Origin of the sequence: Flaviaestuariibacter flavus, from assembly GCF_004337505.1 — a bacterium.
GTDB classification, from domain to species: domain Bacteria; phylum Bacteroidota; class Bacteroidia; order Chitinophagales; family Chitinophagaceae; genus Flavisolibacter; species Flavisolibacter flavus.
On the sequence record NZ_SJZI01000042.1, the window covers coordinates 66,683 to 83,619 of the forward strand.

Below are 16,937 nucleotides of genomic sequence, written 5' to 3' on the forward strand. Positions count from 1 at the left end.
CATAGTCTAATTATTGTATCTGTACATCGAAGCGTCCTTCGGTAACATTGATCGGGTCGGTTTTCCCGTTGATCTCTTTTGCGGTAAACGAGAAGGTCCCCGCTAAAATATGGTTGGCCTTGTCTACCCGGGTGATGTTGACGCTGCCGGTATTGGTTGACGAGGTGATGTATTCGTACTTAGGGGTCATGTTGCGCTCTACATAGTAGGCGTAGGCGCCGCTATGGTTGGGCATCTTGGCCGTATTGGCGTTGAGCACGTAGGTGCCGGGCCTGGTGATGTCTTTCAGAAAGATCTCGAACTCTGTTTCGCGGGGCGTGCTGCCGAGGTCACGGGCATGTATGACGTAGTCGTCTCCGCCGGCGAAGGAAGCTTCTACCGGTGGGGCAGAAGGCATGACCGATTTGCGGGGTGCCCACAATGTGCCGTTAACGGAAGCGCCGAAAGTGTTTTCGCCGCTATCAGTCGCGGCTGGCAGCTCGGATACTTTTTTGCTGCAGGAGGCAAGAAGGAGGGTGGCCGCGGCCATCGCGAACAGGTTTTTCATGGGCTTTGTCGGTTTGCCGCCTTTGTGCAAAAACAATGCAGTGTTTGCCGCCAACGCTTAGCTTTAACAAAAAGGAACGTTATGCCCGGAGCCCGCATCCGCACCATCCGCCTGTCGCCTCTCAATGTGCCGCTGAAAGAGCCCTTTGTGATCTCGCTCGGCCCGATCAACGCCGTCGAAAACGTCGTAGTACAGGTGGAAACCGACGATGGCCGAACCGGCTGGGGCGAATGCAGCCCCTACCGCACCATCAACGGCGAGAGTATTCACACCTGCCTTGCCGTTGGCCGCGAAATCGCGCAGGTGCTGCTCGGTCATGATGCCGACGATATTGTAGATGCGGTGCGCAAAATGGATCACCTTATCTATGCCAACACAAGCATCAAAAGTGCTTTTGATATGGCCCTGCATGACCTCGCCGCGCAGTATGCGGGCCTTCCGTTGTATGCTTACCTCGGCGGCAACCGCGAAAAAGAATTGCACACCGACATGACCGTTTCCATCGGTACGCCGGAGAAGATGGCCGCCGATGCGGCGCGCTTCGTGGCGGACGGGTTTCCTTATATCAAGGTGAAGCTCGGCCAGGAGCTGGAGCGCGACGTGGCCCGCATCCGTGCCATCCGCGCCGTGGTGCCGCACGAGATGCCCCTGCGCATCGATGCCAACCAGGGCTGGGCTAATGCCGACAATGCCATCGCGGTGCTGAAAGCGCTCGCGCCTTTCGGTATCGAGCATTGCGAGGAGCCCATCCCGCGCTGGCAGTTCATGGACCTGCACCGTGTTTCTACGGAAAGCCCCATACCCATCATGGCGGATGAAAGCTGCGGCGACGAGCACGACGCGGAGCGGCTTATCCGGTTAAAGGCCTGTCCTATGTTCAATATCAAGCTCGGAAAAACGGGCGGTATCTACAAAGCCCTGAAGGTGGCCGCGCTCGGCGAAGCCGCCCGGATGGAACTGCAGGTGGGCGGCTTTATGGAGAGCCGCCTTGGCATGACAGCTGCCGCACATCTCGCCTTAGCGAACAAAGCCATCCGGCACGTCGATTTCGATACGCCGCTGATGTTTACCGAAGATCCCATCGAAGGCGGAATCCATTACGGGCACGGCGGTCTTATAGAAGTGCCCGATACTCCGGGCCTGGGACTTCGGGTGAAGCCGGAGTGGCTGAAGGATGTCTGGACGATTTGAAAGCGGTAATGTGGTAATGTGATAAAATAAAGCGCTTCCCGAAGGACAGCGCTTTATTTTAGTATCGAACAGGTTTATCGCATTACCACATTACCGCATTACCGCATTACCGCATTATCACATTATTTCTCGTCTTTCCAATCCCAAAGGTGCCGGCACGCATACGTACGGTAGGGCGCCCATTTGGACGAGATGCGCTGCATGGCGAGCTTGAACTCTTTCTTATTGCCGTCGTCGAGCTTATACAGCTTTTTCATTGCTACCTGGATGCCGTAGTCGTCAACGGCAAATACGTCTTCGCGGCCAAGGGTAAACATGAGCAGCATTTCTACGGTCCACCGGCCCACGCCTTTTATCTGGGTGAGTAACTCAATCACTTCCTCGTCACTCATCTTACGCAGCTTTTTCTCATCGATCTTATTGTCGAGGAAGAACTGCGCCACGTTGTGCACGTATTGGGCTTTGGCGTTGCTGAGCCCGATGCCACGCAGCTGCTCGAAGGCTGTGTCGGCGATCTGCTGCGGCTTCGGCTCCTTGCCGCCGTAGAGCTCGAGGAAGCGGTGAAAGAGCACCTTGGCCACTTTGGTGGAGAGCTGCTGGCTCATGATGGAGGCGCAGAGCCGCAGGCACACGTTCTTGCGGGGTTGCAACTCCACCGGGTCCTGGCTGCGCAGCACGGTGGCCAGCTTACGGTCTTTGGAAAGATGCTCGATGTATTCCATGCCGCTAAAGATAGCACTCAGCTACCTCCGTAGCGAAAACGGTGCAGGTAACGAAGCACGGCTTCTTCGGTGCGTGCCTGGGCGATGAAGCCGGGGCCTTCGAGGTCGTTGCGGAGGGTGCGGTAAAGCCTGATGCAGGCGATCACGGCGTCTGTCAGGGAGGCGCGGTCGTGGCCGGCCACGGTAGCTTTCAGCAGCTCCTGGTCTTCGGCGGGAAGCTCCTGCTCGATGCGGCGCACGCCGCGCGGCAGCCCGCGGCGGCGCAGCTGCAGCAGCGGGCCGAGCGCCAGCTGGCGCAGACAGGAGAGAAAGTCGAGGGCTTCGAAGTATTCGCCGCGGCCGATCTTGAGCAGGGCATAATGGATCCAGGTCCAGAAGCGGTTTTCGATCCACTGCGGGTCGGGCTGCGGCCAGCGGGCCTCGCTGTTATTGATGGCGGCCTGCAGGCCGCCGTCGCGGTCGAAGAGCAGCACCGGCGTTTCGATGCGGCCCGCGCCGAATTCTTTGAGGGTGACGAACTTGATGTCTACGTGCAGCAGCGGGTTGTCGTAGAGGCAGATGAGCACGCGCGGCTCACCCACATGCTCGCCCGTAAAGCCGCTGAGCAGGCTGCCGAAGCGGGCTGCCACCCGCAGCATGGCCTGACCGTCGCCGCCGATCTTTTCGCGCGTTACCAGCACGAGGTCGAGGTCCGACCATTCGTCGAGGGTGCCGCTGATCCAGGAGCCCGCCGCGGCGAGCCCGAGCACGTCTTCGTCGTTACGTACAATGTCGGTCACCCGCTGCGCGAATTGTTGCTGGATCATGCTGCTTTGTTTAGCCCGCAAGAAAAATCATTTGCGCCAAGGTTGTTGCAGCTGGCACCGAAAATCAACGAACGGCTTTTGCCGACATTTGCTTCATGGAACGCCGCATCATTGCTACCAAAGACGGATCGCGTACAGTGGAAGTGCCGGAGTTAAAGGTGACCTATCATTCACGTCACGGCGCCATCGAGGAGTCGCGGCATGTGTTCCTCGATGCCGGGCTCAAAGACGCTTTCGCCCGTTTCCCGGAAGGACCCTTGTCGGTATTCGAAATGGGTTTCGGCACCGGCCTCAATGCTTTGCTCACCGCCATCGAAGCGCGGGAGCGCCGGCGTTTTATCCAGTATGTGTCCATCGAGGCCTACCCGCTGCCGGCTGCCGAGGCGGAATCGCTCGGCTACGGCGACGACCTGCAGGAGCGGGCCCTCTTCAGCGCCCTGCACGCGGCGCCCTGGGATATGGAAACGGAGATCCATCCGTGGTTCACGCTGCGCAAGGACATTGTGCTGCTCGAGGAGCTGCAGCTGCCTACCCGGTTTCATGTCATTTATTACGATGCCTTCGCACCCGCCGCGCAGCCGCACCTCTGGACCGAGGAGCGCTTCCGGCAACTATATGAACTACTTCTTCCCGGCGGCCTGCTCACTACCTATTGCTCCAAGACGGTGGTGCGCAAGGCCATGATGGCAGCGGGCTTTCATGTAACCAAGCCGCCGGGCCCCTGGGGAAAGCGGGAGATGGTGCGCGCGGTGAAACCGCGCGAATGACGAACAAGGAACAATGAACCGCGGTATATCGAAGGGATGGATCATAAAAAAGGGAAGTCAGATCAGACTTCCCTTCGTAATTCGCTATTCCTTGATCGATATTCTGCGGTTCAAGCTTGCCGTCAGGCAAGCGCCCAGCTCATTCCCCCGTCCTTCTCGTCCTTCAGCTGGATGCCGGCTTCGGCAAGCTGGTTGCGGATACGGTCGGATGTCTTCCAGTCTTTATTGGCGCGGGCTTCCTTGCGCAGGTCGATGAGGATGTCGATGACGCTCTTCAGCTTGCCGGAGGCGGCATCGTCTTCCTGGCGCAGGCCAAGGATGTCCTCCACGAACAGCTTCAGCTGCGACTGCAGCAGGGAAAGCGTTTCGGCCGAAAGGGTCTCCAATGGCAGTACTTTATCCTTGAATGAATTCAGCACCGGAACGATCTCAAAAAGGCTGGCCAGCACGCGTGCCGTGTTGAAATCATCGCTCATGAATGCTTCGAGTTCCGCCAGCAGGTTGCGGATCTTCTGATCGAGCTCCGCATCGCTTGCCGCACCGGCTGCCGGGAGCGTGATGCCCTGGAACCACGTGTGCGGCTCCATGAGGCGCTTCAGGCCTTTCTCCGCGGCTTGCAGCGCATCGTTGGAGAAGTCGAGCGTGGAGCGGTAGTGGGTCTGCAGGATGAAGAAACGCACCGTCATCGGCGCATAAGCCTTCTCGAGCTCGGGATGGTTGCCGCTGAACAACTCGGTGAGCTTGATCACGTTGTTGTAGCTCTTGCCCATCTTGCGCCCGTTGATGGTGATCATGTTGTTATGCATCCAGTAGCGCACGGGCGGCACGTGGTTGCAGATCGTGCTCTGCGCGATCTCGCTTTCATGGTGCGGAAACTGGAGGTCCATGCCACCGCCGTGGATGTCGAACTGCGTTCCGAGGTACTTGGTGGCCATGGCGGAGCACTCGATATGCCAGCCCGGGAAGCCTTCGCCCCAGGGGCTTTGCCAGCGCATGATGTGCTCGGGCGGCGCGGCCTTCCACAGCGCGAAGTCCTCTTTGTTGCGCTTCTCTTCCTGGCCTTCGAGCTCACGGGTGGTGTTGAGCAGCTCGTCGAGCACACGGCCGGAGAGCTTGCCGTAGTCGTGGCCGGCGGCGTATTTCTTTACGTCGAAATACACCGAGCCGTTCACCTCGTAGGCATAGTCCTGGCGAATGAGTTCCTGGATCATCCCGATCTGCTCCACGATGTGGCCGGTGGCCGTGGGCTCGATGGAGGGCGGGATGTTATTGAAGCGTTCCATGGCCCAGTGAAAGAGGTTGGTGTACTTCTGCACCAGCTCCATCGGCTCGAGCTTTTCGAGTACGGCCTTTTTGGAGATCTTGTCTTCGGCGGCGCGGCCTTCTTCCTCGAAGTGGCCGGCGTCGGTGATGTTGCGCACGTAGCGCACCTTGTAGCCGAGGTGGGTAAGGTAGCGGTACACCACGTCGAAGGTGATATAGGGGCGCGCGTGGCCCAGGTGGCTTTCGCCGCTCACGGTGGGGCCGCACACGTACATGCCCACGTGGCCGGGCGTAATGGATTGAAACTCCTCCTTCTCGCGGGAGTAGGAGTTATAGATCTTGAGTGTGCTCATAGCAATAAATAGGGGATGTGATCGTCAGGAAATAAAATACCGTTCCGGGAGCAGGGCTCAGCAACAACAACAGCAGCGGATGTACCGGTAGGCGATCATGAAATCAAAGATAGGGGTTCTGGGGTTTTGAGGTTCTATGGTTCTGAGGTTAGGTTGAAAGGTTGGCAAAACCAACCACAGAACCCTAAAACCATAGAACCTCAGAACCTTTTATCGCTTCCACTCCAGGTCCGCCACCAGCATATAGTGATCGCTCAGGTCGCGGGCGATGCGCCGGAACTGCAGCACCTTGAAGTCGCGGGTGGTGAAGATGTAGTCGATGCGGAGGGTGGGGGCCAGGGCGTTGTAGGTGCGGCCGATGCCGAAGCCTTTTTGCAGGAAAGCATCCTGCAGGCGGCCGCGGACGGTCTGGTAGGCGTAGGAGTTGGGCACGTCGTTGAGGTCGCCGGTGAAGACGATGGGATAGGTACAGCGGTCGAGGACGTCGCGCACGATGTCGGCCTGCACGGCCCGGATGGCCGTGGCCCGCTTCAGTTTACTCCAGAGGCTGAGCGAGTTGGGGATGAGGCTGTCTTCGCGGTTCTTGATCTTCTCGATGCGCTCGTAGTCGTCCTTCTCCAGCTTGTACGACTGCAGGTGGCTTGTATAAATACGGATGATGTTGCGTCCCCCCAGCACCACGTCGGCCCAAAGGAGCTTTTCGGGTGTTCCCGGGCGCGGGAAGGTGAGGTAGCCGGTGTCGATCAGCGGGTAGCGCGAGAAGATGGCCTGCCCGTACCAGTTCTTAAAACCTTCGCCGCGCGGGAAGTAGAAATATTTATAGCCGAGGGTGTTGCGGATGTAGCCCAGGTTGTCGTAAAATTCTTTTCCCGTGGCCTGCATGAATTCCTGGAAGCAGATGATGTCGGCGTTCTGCTTACGCAGCTGGTCGAGCATCTTCTGGCGGGTCTGGCTGCCTTCGTTGTTGTTGCGGCGCTGCTCGATAAAGCGGGCCACATTCCAATGCACCACGCGGAGGCTGTGTGCTCCCTTCCGGGGCGCGTAGCCGGCGCTCTGCGCGCCGCCGCCGCTGAAGGCAAAGAAAACCGCGATGCTGCGGAATCCAAGCAGCAGCGCCGCCACCGAAAGGAGGGCATAGCGCGGCTTGACGATCAGGGTAAAGACCAGGAAGAGGAGCAGCGTGCTCAGCGTGGCGGCGAAGCCGAGCCCCAGGACGGCAATGAACCACCAGCGCTGCGGGTTGAGATAGGGGGCGAGGCACGAAAGCAGGAACAGCAATACGATAATGCCGTTAATGATCAGAAATGTTCGCCGCGCGAGTAGCCGCGCCTTGCCTGCCATATACGCAAATTAAAGAAGATCTAAGATCTCGGATGTCAGATCTCGGATCGGTGCTGTGGGCAAAGTGGAGACGCGGTCAATTTTTAACGCTCAACAAACGACCTGATGTTGGCTGAAAGATCCAAAAGCAATGCGACCGGCTACTTGAGGATAGTAATTCTGATATCTGCGATCTGACATCTGAGATTTCTCAGATGTTGCCATCGCTGCTCGCGCGCTTCAGGATCTCCTTTTCTTCTTCGGTGAGGCTCTTGAAGCCTTTCTGGTTGATCTTGTCGAGGATCTCGTCTACACGTTGCTGGGTGTAGTTGCCCTGCTTGCGGTAGGGCGGCACGGTGGCTTTGTAGTAGAGCTCGTCTTTGCGTGCGCGCTTGCCCGGTGCGTCGGGGTTGAACAGGTTGGTGAGCCAGTCCCAGGCGCCGTTGAGGGGTGCGCTCCAGTCGTGGTCGCGGGAGGCCTGCGTCTGGAAAACAAAGCCCATGGCCGCCGCGGCGATGCGGGCCGCGTGGAGCCCGGGTGCCGTATAAGGAATGGTGGCCAGGTCGATGATGGCGTAGATCACCGTGAGCACCCACAGCGGGATGCCGCCGCGGATCATCGGGAAGATGCGGAAGTTGGGTGCCAGTACGGCGGTGGCCACGGCGATGGCCATCACCCCGTTGCCCGCGCCGAGCAGCATCAGGTTGCCCGCCCCGGCATGCAGCGAGGGAATGAGGTTCTCGATCAGCAGGAAGGCAATCGCGCCGGCGTAGGATCCGTACAGGAACAGCGGGATCAGCTTGCGGTAGCCGGTAAGATCCTGGTAAATATAACCGAAGGCCCAGAGCCAGAGCGCCGCCGAAAGCATCGGCAGCACACCGTCGTGGAGGAAGGGATGCGTTAGGAAGGTCCAGGGACGGGAGAGCAGCGTACGGAAGTCGGCGGGCATCGCCATGTAGGGAAACACTTCGGCGTGGTAGCGCGCCGACCCTTCTTTGGCGAAGGTGAACGTGTACACCACCTCGATGAACGCAAAAATGATGAAGACCATCAGCAGGATGGCAATGAGGTTCATCAGGGCGTTTCCATCCGCGCCTACGGTGAGCTTTTTTCGGTTTTGCTGGGAATAGTAGGCCATAGTGCAAAGTTAGGTTAGGGGCGGTTCGTCAATCGTGAATCGTCAATCGTGAGGCAACGCATGCGAGCGTGTTGCTGCCGGAGGGACGGCCTTCGGCCGTCATTGCGAGCGAAGCGAAGCAAACTCCGGGTTTACGCAGGGTAGTTATAGCCTGAAAAATTTTCGACCTAAAGCCCTTCTCCGGTTACGGTCAGTCTAAAGGTCGTGGAGTTTGCTTCGCTTCGCTTGCAATGACGCTTCGCGTCGGTTGCGCCCGTCAATCAGTACAGCTGCCGGCGGTTTGTCTTCTGCCAGAATAGTACAATTATAAAGCCAGTGAGCGCCCCGCCGAGGTGCGCAAAGTGGGCGATATTATCATTGGTAACGCCGAGCCCGCCGAGCACGTCGTAGGCCGCCATCAGCAGCACCACCCACTTGGCTTTGATGGGCACCGGGATGAACATGATAAACAGTTCTGTGTTGGGAAACAGGAAGGCAAATGCGGCAAAGAGACCCATAATGGCACCCGATGCACCCACCGCCCCGGCCAGTGCGCCCTGGTAGCGCTCAACGCCCGCCATGTCGTTGGCCTGCGCGGCCTGCAGCAGCTCCGTGCACCGGTAATATTGAATGGCAAGATGCATCAGGGCGGCGCCAACGCCGCAGGCCAGGTAAAACAGCAGGAAGCGCTTCGGCCCCCAAACGGTTTCGAGCAGCTTGCCAAAGGTCCACAGCGAGAACATATTGAACAGGATATGCCCGAAGTTGCCGTGGGTGAACATATGCGTTGCGATCTGGTAGGGCTGGAACGTACGGAACCCTTCCGGCAGGTATTGCAGGAGGCCCTTGGGCACCAGGGGCGCAAGCGTCAGGAAGTTATCGGTGATGTTGTACTGCGAATCGAGCATCAGCTGGGCAAAGAACACGATCGCGTTGATGATGATCAGGTTCTTCACTACGGGCGGCATCGCGTTGGGGCGGTAATAGTCGAAACGGCTCATGGCTTGCGGAGTTTGAGTTGCACCACGTTTTCGATGTGGTGGGTATGGGGAAACATATCTACGGGCCGTACGCGGGTCACTTCGTATTTGGCGTCGAGGCCGGCGAGGTCGCGGGCCTGGGTGGCGGGGTTGCACGAAACGTACACCACCGTCGGCGCTTCCATCTCCAGGATCTTCTGCACCAGCTTGTCGTGCATGCCCGCGCGCGGCGGGTCGGTGATGATGACGTCGGGGCGGCCGTGGACGGCGAAGAACTCGTCGTTGCACACGTCAATGACGTCGCCGGCGGTGAAGAAGGCCTTTTCGATGCCGTTGAGCGCGGCATTCTGCTTCGCGTCTTCGATGGCGTCTTCGATGAGCTCCACGCCCACGATCTTTCTGGCGCCGGCGCTGCAGAAGATGCCGATGGAGCCGGTGCCGCAATAGAGGTCATAAAGCACCTGCGAGCCGTCGAGCTCCGCGAATTCACGCGTTACCTGGTAGAGGCGCTCGGCCTGCTTCGTGTTGGTCTGGAAAAAGCTCTTGGGCCCGATCTTGAACTGGAAGCCTTCGAGCGCCTCGAGGGCGAAGCCGTTGCCCGTAACGGTTACCGGCTCCAGGTCGTGCAGGGAGTCGTTCCATTTGAGGTTGACGGTATACAGCAGCGTGGTGATCTCGGGGAAGTTCGCCTTTACATAATCGATCACCTTGTTGCGTTCCCGGGCGTTGTCGTTGCCGAACACGATGTTGACCATCAGCTCGCCGGTGGTGCAGAGGCGCACCTGCATGGTGCGGAGGGCACCTACGTGGGCGCGGATATCGTAAAAGGAAACGCCGTTGGCGCGCGCGAAGTCGCGGATGCCGTTGCGGATGCGGTTGCTGATGTCATCCTGCAGCCAGCACTTTTCGATGGCCACTACTTTTTCGAAGAAGCCGCGGGCGTGGAAGCCGGCAGCGCCGGGGGCGGGGTCGTTGTAGGATTCACCTTCGGGGGGCAAAGACCCACCCCCGACCCCTCCCAAAGGGAGGGGAGTCGCTCCCCTTTCCCATTGGGAAGGGGGCCGGGGGGATGGGTCTTCCTGGGGCGATGGCTCTTTCCGCATGGGCCGCCCCGGCGTAAACTCTTTCGTACTGAACGTATACTCCAGCTTATTCCTATAAAACTTATCCTCCGGCGCGCCCAGGATGGGCTCGAAGGGCGGCAGCTGCACCTTGCCGATGCGGGTCAGGTTGTCCATCACCTGCTGCTGCTTGTACTCGAGCTGCTTTTCGTAGGGCAACATCTGCCACTGGCAGCCGCCGCACACGCCGAAGTGCTGGCAGAAAGGCATCGTGCGGTTGGGGGCATATTGCAGGAAGCGCTCCACGTGGCCCTCGGCCCAGTCTTTCTTGCTTTTGCCGAGGCGGATGTCCACCACGTCGCCGGGCACGGCGCCCTCGATAAATATGACCTTGCCCTCGTGGCGGGCGAGCGATTTGCCTTCGGCGGCATAGGCCTCCACGGTAAGGCCTTCGATAAAGCGCGGCTTCTGTTTTCTTCTCACGCCTCAAAAGTACGGGAAGCGCGTGGCGCAACGGGCGGCAGCCCTACGATGGCGTAAGGATTGCTGCGCTCCCGGTACCCAAAGAATAACAGCATGGCAAAAGAACATCGGTCCAGGTGCCCCGTGCCCAGGGGTACCCTGCTCATCATCGGCGGGGCGGAAAACAAAGGCGAGGAGCAGGCGAAAAAGAAGCATACACCATCCGACTTCGAGCGCTTCGAGATCCTCAAGGACTTCCGCAAGCTGCTCGGCAAGAAAGAGCCGCGCATCGAGGTGGTGACCACCGCCAGCTCCGAGGGCGACGAATTGTTCAAAGACTACGTGAAGGCCTTCGGGGAGCTCGGCATGCGCCATGTGGGCCACATCCACCACGATTCGCGGAAGGCGGCACTCGACGACGAAGCCATGCTCGACCGGATACGCGACCTCGATGGCATCTTCTTCGCCGGCGGCGACCAGCTCAAATACACCTCCATCTACGGCGGCACTCCCTTCCTCACCCTCCTGAAGGAGCGGTATATCTATGAGGAGATCGTGGTGGCCGGCACCAGCGCCGGCGCCATGGCTATGTCCACGCCGATGATCTACGCCGGCAACGACGAGGTGCAGGAGCTCGGCGGCATGATCAAGGTGACCACCGGCCTCGAGTTCCTCAAGGATGTATGCATCGATACCCACTTCGTGCACCGCGGCCGCGTGGTGCGGATGGCCCAGGTGATCGTTACCAACCCCGGCTGCGTGGGCATCGGCATCGAGGAAGACACGGCCATCATTATCCGCAACGGGATCGAAGGCCAGGTGGTGGGCACCGGCACCATCATCGTGCTCGAAGGATTCGATATAACGGAAACGAGCATTGAAGACTTCACCAATGAAAAGCCCCTCACCATCCGCAACCTGAAGATGCACATCCTGTCGGCCGACGACGAATACCGCATCCCGCGGCGCAACCCACCGCATGTATAACAGGATGCCGTTGCGCAAAAGGAGAACCGAATGCGCCTGCCGGTGAAATTCCCGAAATTGGGTGCATGAAACTCCAGCTCCTGGCCGCGCTGCTGGCGGCCGGCTTCTTTGCTTCCTGCAACGGTAGCGGCGAACAAAAGGCCGACAGCGCCCTGCGCCTCCTGCGCGCCCAGCAGCCCGGCGCCTACGTGGTGAAGAGTAAAATTTATATGGGCTGCATGCATTAATCCACTTCCCAAAAAAGAGTTCCGCTCCGCGCACAGGCAAAAGACGCGCGGCCCTGACACTACTACCATGAGAACAATTGACGAAAAGCTGCTGGCGGCATACGATGAGAAAACCCGGAAAGGTTACCCCCTCGGCGAGGTGCGGCAGGACCTCCTTGAGTTGGGCTATACCGATGCCGAGGCGGCGGCCTTCATGAATGCGCTCGGCGCGCGCATCGCGCAAAAGGTGGCCCACCGCGAGCAGCGCCTGCAGGCCACCGCGGCGCTCCTCCTCGTTGCCTGCGGCGTGGTGCTGACGGCCTTCGGCCTCGGCACCGGCGCCTGGTTCATCCTCGTGGGGCTCGTGTGGTGGGGCGTTGATTTTGCCCGCCGCAACCGGCCCCGCAGGCGCTGAATTCGCTATGCCCCGGTCACTGCTGAAAGCAACTGGGGTCAGATCCTGATCGCAGGCGATCAGGATAACAGCAGGCGTGGGATATCTGACAGGGCGGCCCGGCTGCTGTTCCCGGGCAGGGAAGTGCTACACGGGCCGCCCGTCGCACACTCCCGGTTTCCTGTCATCCTGATGCGCAGCATCAGGATCTCGCTCCTCGGATTTAGAGCAGGTAGCAACACGCAACGTAAGCATGATTGACTTCCTGATCTTAAAAGCCGTGAAGCAGGCTGCCCGCAGCCGCGCCCGCGCGCTCCCGCAACGCCGGACCAAATGCAATTACATCAAGGAGGAAACTTCGAACAGGAATGTATTTCTGCCTGTCCCTCTGCGGTTAAATTCCCAAACGCTCCTGCTCCGTTGTTTACGATCTGATTGAGGTAGATTCTGATGGGGCCAGATAAAAGAAAAGCCCCGGCAAGCGCCGGGGCTTTTTGTAGTTCTACGGATCCGCGTGCGGGTTATTACGCCGCGCCGGTGGTGCCGGCAGCCGGTGTGGCGGCAGGGCGTGTGGGGTTGTCGCGGATGACGCGCGCCGCGGTGTAGGCCGCGAACAGCTCGGGGTGCTTTTTGCGGAGGCCGCGCATCAGCGGGTCGAGGCTTTCGTGGAGGAGGATGTTGACCTGCGAGAAGAGGTCTTTAAGGGTAACCGTGCTGGCGGCCCGGTGCTGGATGGCGCGTTGCGGCGCGGGACTGCTCTCGTCGAAGCGGCCGATATTGGCTTCGAGGTCGGTGAGCGTTTGTGCATCCATGCCCCAGTCGGAGGTGAGCACCGCTTCGCGGCCGCGGGCCTCCACGAGGATGCGGCGGGCGAGGATAGGCAGCTCGCCGTCGCGTACCGATTGTAAATAAGAAGGCGCGAAAGACACCAGTGCCTTAAGGCTGTTGTCGCCGCCCTCGTTGGCCAGCGAAAGCAGCAGCCCGCTCACTTCCCCGAGCGCCTCTTCCACCTGCTTGCGGTATCCTTCTTTTGTTCCGGCGGCGCCGCCGCCGCCGATGCGGAGGCCGGCCATTTCGGCGATGCTTTCTTTGAGCTGGCCCAGCCGCGCCGCATGCCGCCGCAGGGCCGCGATGGTAGTGACGACGCGGGCGTACTCGTTAAAAACGGAAACGGTTGTTTGCACCATGTTGAACTGGCATTCCTGCCGCTTGTTCAGGGGTTTGATGGGATTCATAACGCAGTAAAATTTTAAGGGTTTTCAATACGGCGTCTTCCAGGGGCTGTGGTGTTGGTTTCAGGGGTAATGGCGCTCCGGGTGGTGTATTTGCAGTCGGTTGTCTTAAAGTTAGCGAAAGGGGGCCGAACCGGCAAGCGCCCGCGGCCGGCACCTACCTGAAAACTGCAAATTTTGAGCGTAAGTGATTGATAGATACTTAGATAAAAAATCAATTTCGCGTTTCGTCCGGGCCTTGTCGGCTGTCGTTTAGGCGTTGTCGGCTGCCATCCAGGCAGTGTCGGCTGTCTTCCAGCCGATGTTCGCTCGCGTTTAGACGTTGCTCGCTGCCGTCTGGGCAATGTTAGCTGTCATCCAGGCATTGTGCGCTGCCTTCCGGGCGTTGTGCGCTTTCGTTTAGGCGATGTTGGGTGGTTTTTGGAGGTTGTTTGATGTTGTTTGGGCGTTCTCCGATGGCATCTGGGTGATGTTTGGTGCGGTTTGGAGCTTGCCGGTTGTCAGCGAGGTGAAGTGCCGGGTGATTTCAAGCGGGGTTGTTGTGGACCAGAGATTGGCTTGCGGAAACAGGATTCTTGTGTTGCCACTTGGGAACCGTCCAAACGGTATTACTACGGGAAGCCAGGGGCGGGGTTGGATAGGCGCAAGGGGCGGTGTATCTTGTGGCGGATAAATAAATGTTGTGCGAAACGCCGGAGCTCAATCGGCACATGATAATAAGTTTCTCAGAAACACATGTATAATTGATTAATGAAAGCCAAAGCTGTAACCGCAAAAAAAAAGAATACCCAGAGGGCGGAAATGGAACCTTTACCGACCAAAACGCTAAATCGAGGACTAGGTGCTGCTAAGAAGGCAAAGAATGACGAGTTCTACACCCAGTACATTGACATCCAAAAGGAGATCGAAGCTTACCTTGAGTTTAACCCTGACACCTTTCGCGAAAAGGTTGTATACTGCAATTGTGACGATCCATTCGAAAGCAATTTTTTTAAATACTTTGCTACGAACTTCAATAGGCTCGGCCTAAAAAAACTTGTCGCCACCAGCTACGACGGCTCACCAATTGCTGGGCAGGGAACTTTGTTTCCGGAATATGAAGGGGTGGATGGTAATCGCGAGAAGCCTCAAGCGCTTGCTGTTATCCTCGACCACGTGAAAGACGAGGACGGAGACGGCGCAGCGAATATGACCGATGTTGAAATTTTCCTTAAGCGAAACAATGCATCTAGGATTGCATTGAAAGCAGACAATAGATATCCGGGAGGTGACTTCCGTAGCAGTGAATGTATTGCATTGCTCAAAGAGGCTGACATCGTAGTGAGCAACCCGCCATTTTCGCTTTTCCGTGTGTATGTTGCCCAGCTTGTGGCACATCGCAAGAAGTTTTTAATCATCGGGAATACAAATTCAATCACGTACAAGGAAGTCTTCCCGCTTATTAAGGACAACAAAATGTGGCTAGGCTGCACAAACTTCAACGTCGGTATGTTTTTCGAGGTGCCAGATACCTGGACGGAATTTCATCACATCGACAAGACTACAGGTAAAAAGATCGCGCGAGTTTCGACGTCGTGCTGGTTTACAAATTTGGACCATGGTCGCCGTCACGATCCTTTACATCTTATGACTATGGCCGACAACTTGCGGTTCAGCAAGAACCTAGGTGGAAAGGCAGCTTACGATCGGTACGACAATTACGACGCAATTGAAGTTAGTACATACAAAGAGATTCCAAGCGACTACGAAGGAAATATGGGTGTTCCAATTACGTTCCTTGACAAATACAACCCGGAGCAGTTTGAGATTTTGGCAATTACACAGTCATGGGATGGCAATGCCTCGAAGATCTATCCAAAGCAAATTCAAATCAGCAAAGACGGGAGACGATCAGAGGTTACGAAACTGAACGATGGCGCTGCAATTAAGATTACAAATGCTCCAAGCGATGAAACATACTACAAAGTCGGCGATGACCTCTACATTAAAACTTATTGCCGTATAATTATACGTCATCGCAATAACCTAAAACCAAAACTATAATGAATACAACTTTGAAGACCGAGATCACTGTCGCCGACATCTGCGATGGATTTGTATACAACCAATTAGAAGGTAAAGGGCTCTACGGTTTGGGTGGAAAACTTACGATTCAGCCGGAATATCAACGGAATTACATCTATGCGGATGGCGGAGGGAAAAAAGAAGCTGCCGTCATTGAATCATTGCTTAAAGGATACCCCCTTGGACTAATTTATTTCAATACGGTTTCGAATGACAGGTTTGAAGTTTTAGATGGCCAGCAGCGAATCACTAGTATTGGACGGTTTGTTACCAATAAGTTTGCTATCATAGACAATGGCAATCCGAAGAACTTTGACAGCCTTCCCCGTGATCAACAAGATAAGATAAAGGGTTCCAGACTGCTGATTTATGAGTGTGAAGGCACAGAAACCGAGATAAAACAATGGTTTGAAACTATTAATATCGCAGGCGTGCCGCTCACGCCCCAAGAATTATTAAATGCCATCTATTCGGGAACGTTCGTTACCCTAGCGAAGGCTGAGTTCAGCAACAGTCAAAATGCCAACATTCAAAAGTGGAGTGCGTATGTTAAGGGCAGCGCAAACCGGCAGGAGTTTCTGGAAAGGGCACTAGAGTGGGTGAGCAAAGGCGACATCGGTGCTTACATGAGCGCTCATCGTAATGATAGCAACATTAAGGAATTGAAGAACTATTTCAATAGTGTGATCGACTGGGTTTCCACTGTCTTCAAGGACGTGAAAAAGGAGATGCAGGGACTGGAGTGGGGTAGGCTATACGAGCAGTATCATTCCCAGTCATACAAACCAGATCAGGTGTCTGCCGATGTAAAGCAATTATATTCCGACTTCTACGTAAAGAAGAAGCGCGGAATCTTTGAATTCATTCTCGGCGGTAAACAAGAAAAGAAGCTTTTGGAAGTTCGCTTGTTCGAAGAAGCCACAACACATTCGGTTTATGAGAAACAAACGAAAGAGGCAAAGGCAAAGAGTAAATCTAACTGTCCACTTTGCGCTGTGGGTCATGACGCAAATAAGGAAAGAATTTACGAGTTCAACGAAATGGATGCAGACCATGTTTCTGCGTGGAGCAAGGGCGGCGACAGTTCGGCTAAGAACTGCCAAATGCTATGCATTACCCACAATCGCGCCAAGGGAAATAAGTAGGATTGGTATGCTATTGCTTATGTCGCGTAGCAACTATGGTTCGACCGCACGGAGAAAAGCCCCTTCCGTTAGCTGCAACCAAGGCTGCGCATAAGCCGTAGTACCCGGCGACACTTTACACGCCTGCTCTCCGGATAAATAGCCAACTGCCTACACGCACTTAAGCGACGAGTCATGTAGATTTCAGACAGCCCAACCCCGCCCGTTCGCTCCCGGTACAAAAAAAGCCGCCTTTATTAACGTTGGTTAACGCCGCCCATATGGCTTTCCCTATGAAGGGGTGAACAGAGGAAATAACTTTCCTTTTCAACAAACTAAAA

16 protein-coding genes are annotated in these 16,937 nt (G+C 56.8%); 7 read left to right on the plus strand and 9 right to left on the minus strand.

The features are described 5' to 3' along the window. Positions 1–10 precede the first annotated feature (10 nt). Positions 11–547, minus strand: coding sequence for a Riean_0653 family protein (locus tag EPD60_RS08285; RefSeq protein WP_131448697.1), 537 nt, complete (start codon positions 545–547; stop codon positions 11–13). 81 nt (positions 548–628) lie between these two features. Between EPD60_RS08285 and EPD60_RS08290 the strand changes: the two genes are divergently transcribed. Continuing rightward, on the plus strand, positions 629–1,738 hold the full coding sequence (locus tag EPD60_RS08290; RefSeq protein WP_131448699.1) for a dipeptide epimerase: 1,110 nt from the start codon (positions 629–631) through the stop codon (positions 1,736–1,738). Between the two features lie 122 nt (positions 1,739–1,860). Here EPD60_RS08290 and EPD60_RS08295 read toward each other — a convergent pair whose 3' ends face one another. Both EPD60_RS08295 and EPD60_RS08300 read right to left on the minus strand, forming a co-directional pair. After that, positions 1,861–2,460: a DNA-3-methyladenine glycosylase family protein gene (locus EPD60_RS08295; protein ID WP_131448701.1), complete on the minus strand. Its 600-nt coding sequence runs from the start codon at positions 2,458–2,460 to the stop codon at positions 1,861–1,863. A 17-nt stretch (positions 2,461–2,477) separates the two neighbouring features. Continuing rightward, positions 2,478–3,266: a nucleotidyltransferase domain-containing protein gene (locus tag EPD60_RS08300; RefSeq protein WP_131448703.1), complete on the minus strand. Its 789-nt coding sequence runs from the start codon at positions 3,264–3,266 to the stop codon at positions 2,478–2,480. Positions 3,267–3,361: 95 nt separating this feature from the next. On the opposite strand from EPD60_RS08300, the gene mnmC2 reads away from it, so the two are divergent. Continuing rightward, complete coding sequence (gene mnmC2 / locus EPD60_RS08305) at positions 3,362–4,033, plus strand: tRNA (5-methylaminomethyl-2-thiouridine)(34)-methyltransferase MnmC2 (RefSeq protein ID WP_131448705.1); 672 nt, start codon at positions 3,362–3,364, stop codon at positions 4,031–4,033. A gap of 122 nt (positions 4,034–4,155) precedes the next feature. On the opposite strand, the gene cysS is transcribed toward mnmC2, so the two are convergent. The 5 genes from cysS to rlmD all read right to left on the minus strand — a co-directional run bounded on the left by cysS (position 4,156) and on the right by rlmD (position 10,610). Continuing rightward, positions 4,156–5,649 (minus strand): cysteine--tRNA ligase, encoded by a 1,494-nt coding sequence (gene cysS / locus EPD60_RS08310; RefSeq protein WP_131448707.1) that lies wholly within the window; start codon positions 5,647–5,649, stop codon positions 4,156–4,158. Between the two features lie 210 nt (positions 5,650–5,859). Further along, complete coding sequence (locus tag EPD60_RS08315; protein ID WP_131448709.1) at positions 5,860–6,990, minus strand: endonuclease/exonuclease/phosphatase family protein; 1,131 nt, start codon at positions 6,988–6,990, stop codon at positions 5,860–5,862. 190 nt (positions 6,991–7,180) lie between these two features. Beyond that, positions 7,181–8,107, minus strand: a complete 927-nt coding sequence (locus EPD60_RS08320) for a rhomboid family intramembrane serine protease (protein ID WP_131448711.1) — start codon at positions 8,105–8,107, stop codon at positions 7,181–7,183. 260 nt (positions 8,108–8,367) lie between these two features. Next, positions 8,368–9,087: a rhomboid family intramembrane serine protease gene (locus EPD60_RS08325; protein ID WP_131448713.1), complete on the minus strand. Its 720-nt coding sequence runs from the start codon at positions 9,085–9,087 to the stop codon at positions 8,368–8,370. Continuing rightward, positions 9,084–10,610 (minus strand): 23S rRNA (uracil(1939)-C(5))-methyltransferase RlmD, encoded by a 1,527-nt coding sequence (gene rlmD, locus EPD60_RS08330; protein ID WP_131448715.1) that lies wholly within the window; start codon positions 10,608–10,610, stop codon positions 9,084–9,086. The genes EPD60_RS08325 and rlmD overlap by 4 nt, the downstream gene beginning before the upstream one ends. 93 nt (positions 10,611–10,703) lie before the next feature. On the opposite strand from rlmD, the gene EPD60_RS08335 reads away from it, so the two are divergent. From EPD60_RS08335 to EPD60_RS08340, 3 genes are all read left to right on the plus strand, one after another. Continuing rightward, positions 10,704–11,576 carry a cyanophycinase gene (locus EPD60_RS08335; RefSeq protein WP_131448717.1) on the plus strand — a complete coding sequence of 291 codons (873 nt, stop codon included), beginning with the start codon at positions 10,704–10,706 and terminating at the stop codon, positions 11,574–11,576. Positions 11,577–11,641: 65 nt separating this feature from the next. Beyond that, positions 11,642–11,803, plus strand: a complete 162-nt coding sequence (locus EPD60_RS16950; protein ID WP_165871478.1) for a hypothetical protein — start codon at positions 11,642–11,644, stop codon at positions 11,801–11,803. Between the two features lie 67 nt (positions 11,804–11,870). Further along, positions 11,871–12,197 carry a hypothetical protein gene (locus EPD60_RS08340; protein WP_131448719.1) on the plus strand — a complete coding sequence of 109 codons (327 nt, stop codon included), beginning with the start codon at positions 11,871–11,873 and terminating at the stop codon, positions 12,195–12,197. Positions 12,198–12,700: 503 nt separating this feature from the next. On the opposite strand, the gene EPD60_RS08345 is transcribed toward EPD60_RS08340, so the two are convergent. Then, positions 12,701–13,411: a hypothetical protein gene (locus EPD60_RS08345; protein ID WP_131448721.1), complete on the minus strand. Its 711-nt coding sequence runs from the start codon at positions 13,409–13,411 to the stop codon at positions 12,701–12,703. A 747-nt stretch (positions 13,412–14,158) separates the two neighbouring features. On the opposite strand from EPD60_RS08345, the gene EPD60_RS08350 reads away from it, so the two are divergent. Both EPD60_RS08350 and EPD60_RS08355 read left to right on the plus strand, forming a co-directional pair. Further along, positions 14,159–15,451, plus strand: a complete 1,293-nt coding sequence (locus EPD60_RS08350; protein WP_131448723.1) for an adenine-specific methyltransferase EcoRI family protein — start codon at positions 14,159–14,161, stop codon at positions 15,449–15,451. After that, on the plus strand, positions 15,451–16,617 hold the full coding sequence (locus EPD60_RS08355) for an HNH endonuclease family protein (protein WP_131448725.1): 1,167 nt from the start codon (positions 15,451–15,453) through the stop codon (positions 16,615–16,617). The genes EPD60_RS08350 and EPD60_RS08355 overlap by 1 nt, the downstream gene beginning before the upstream one ends. The last annotated feature ends 320 nt before the right edge of the window (positions 16,618–16,937 follow it).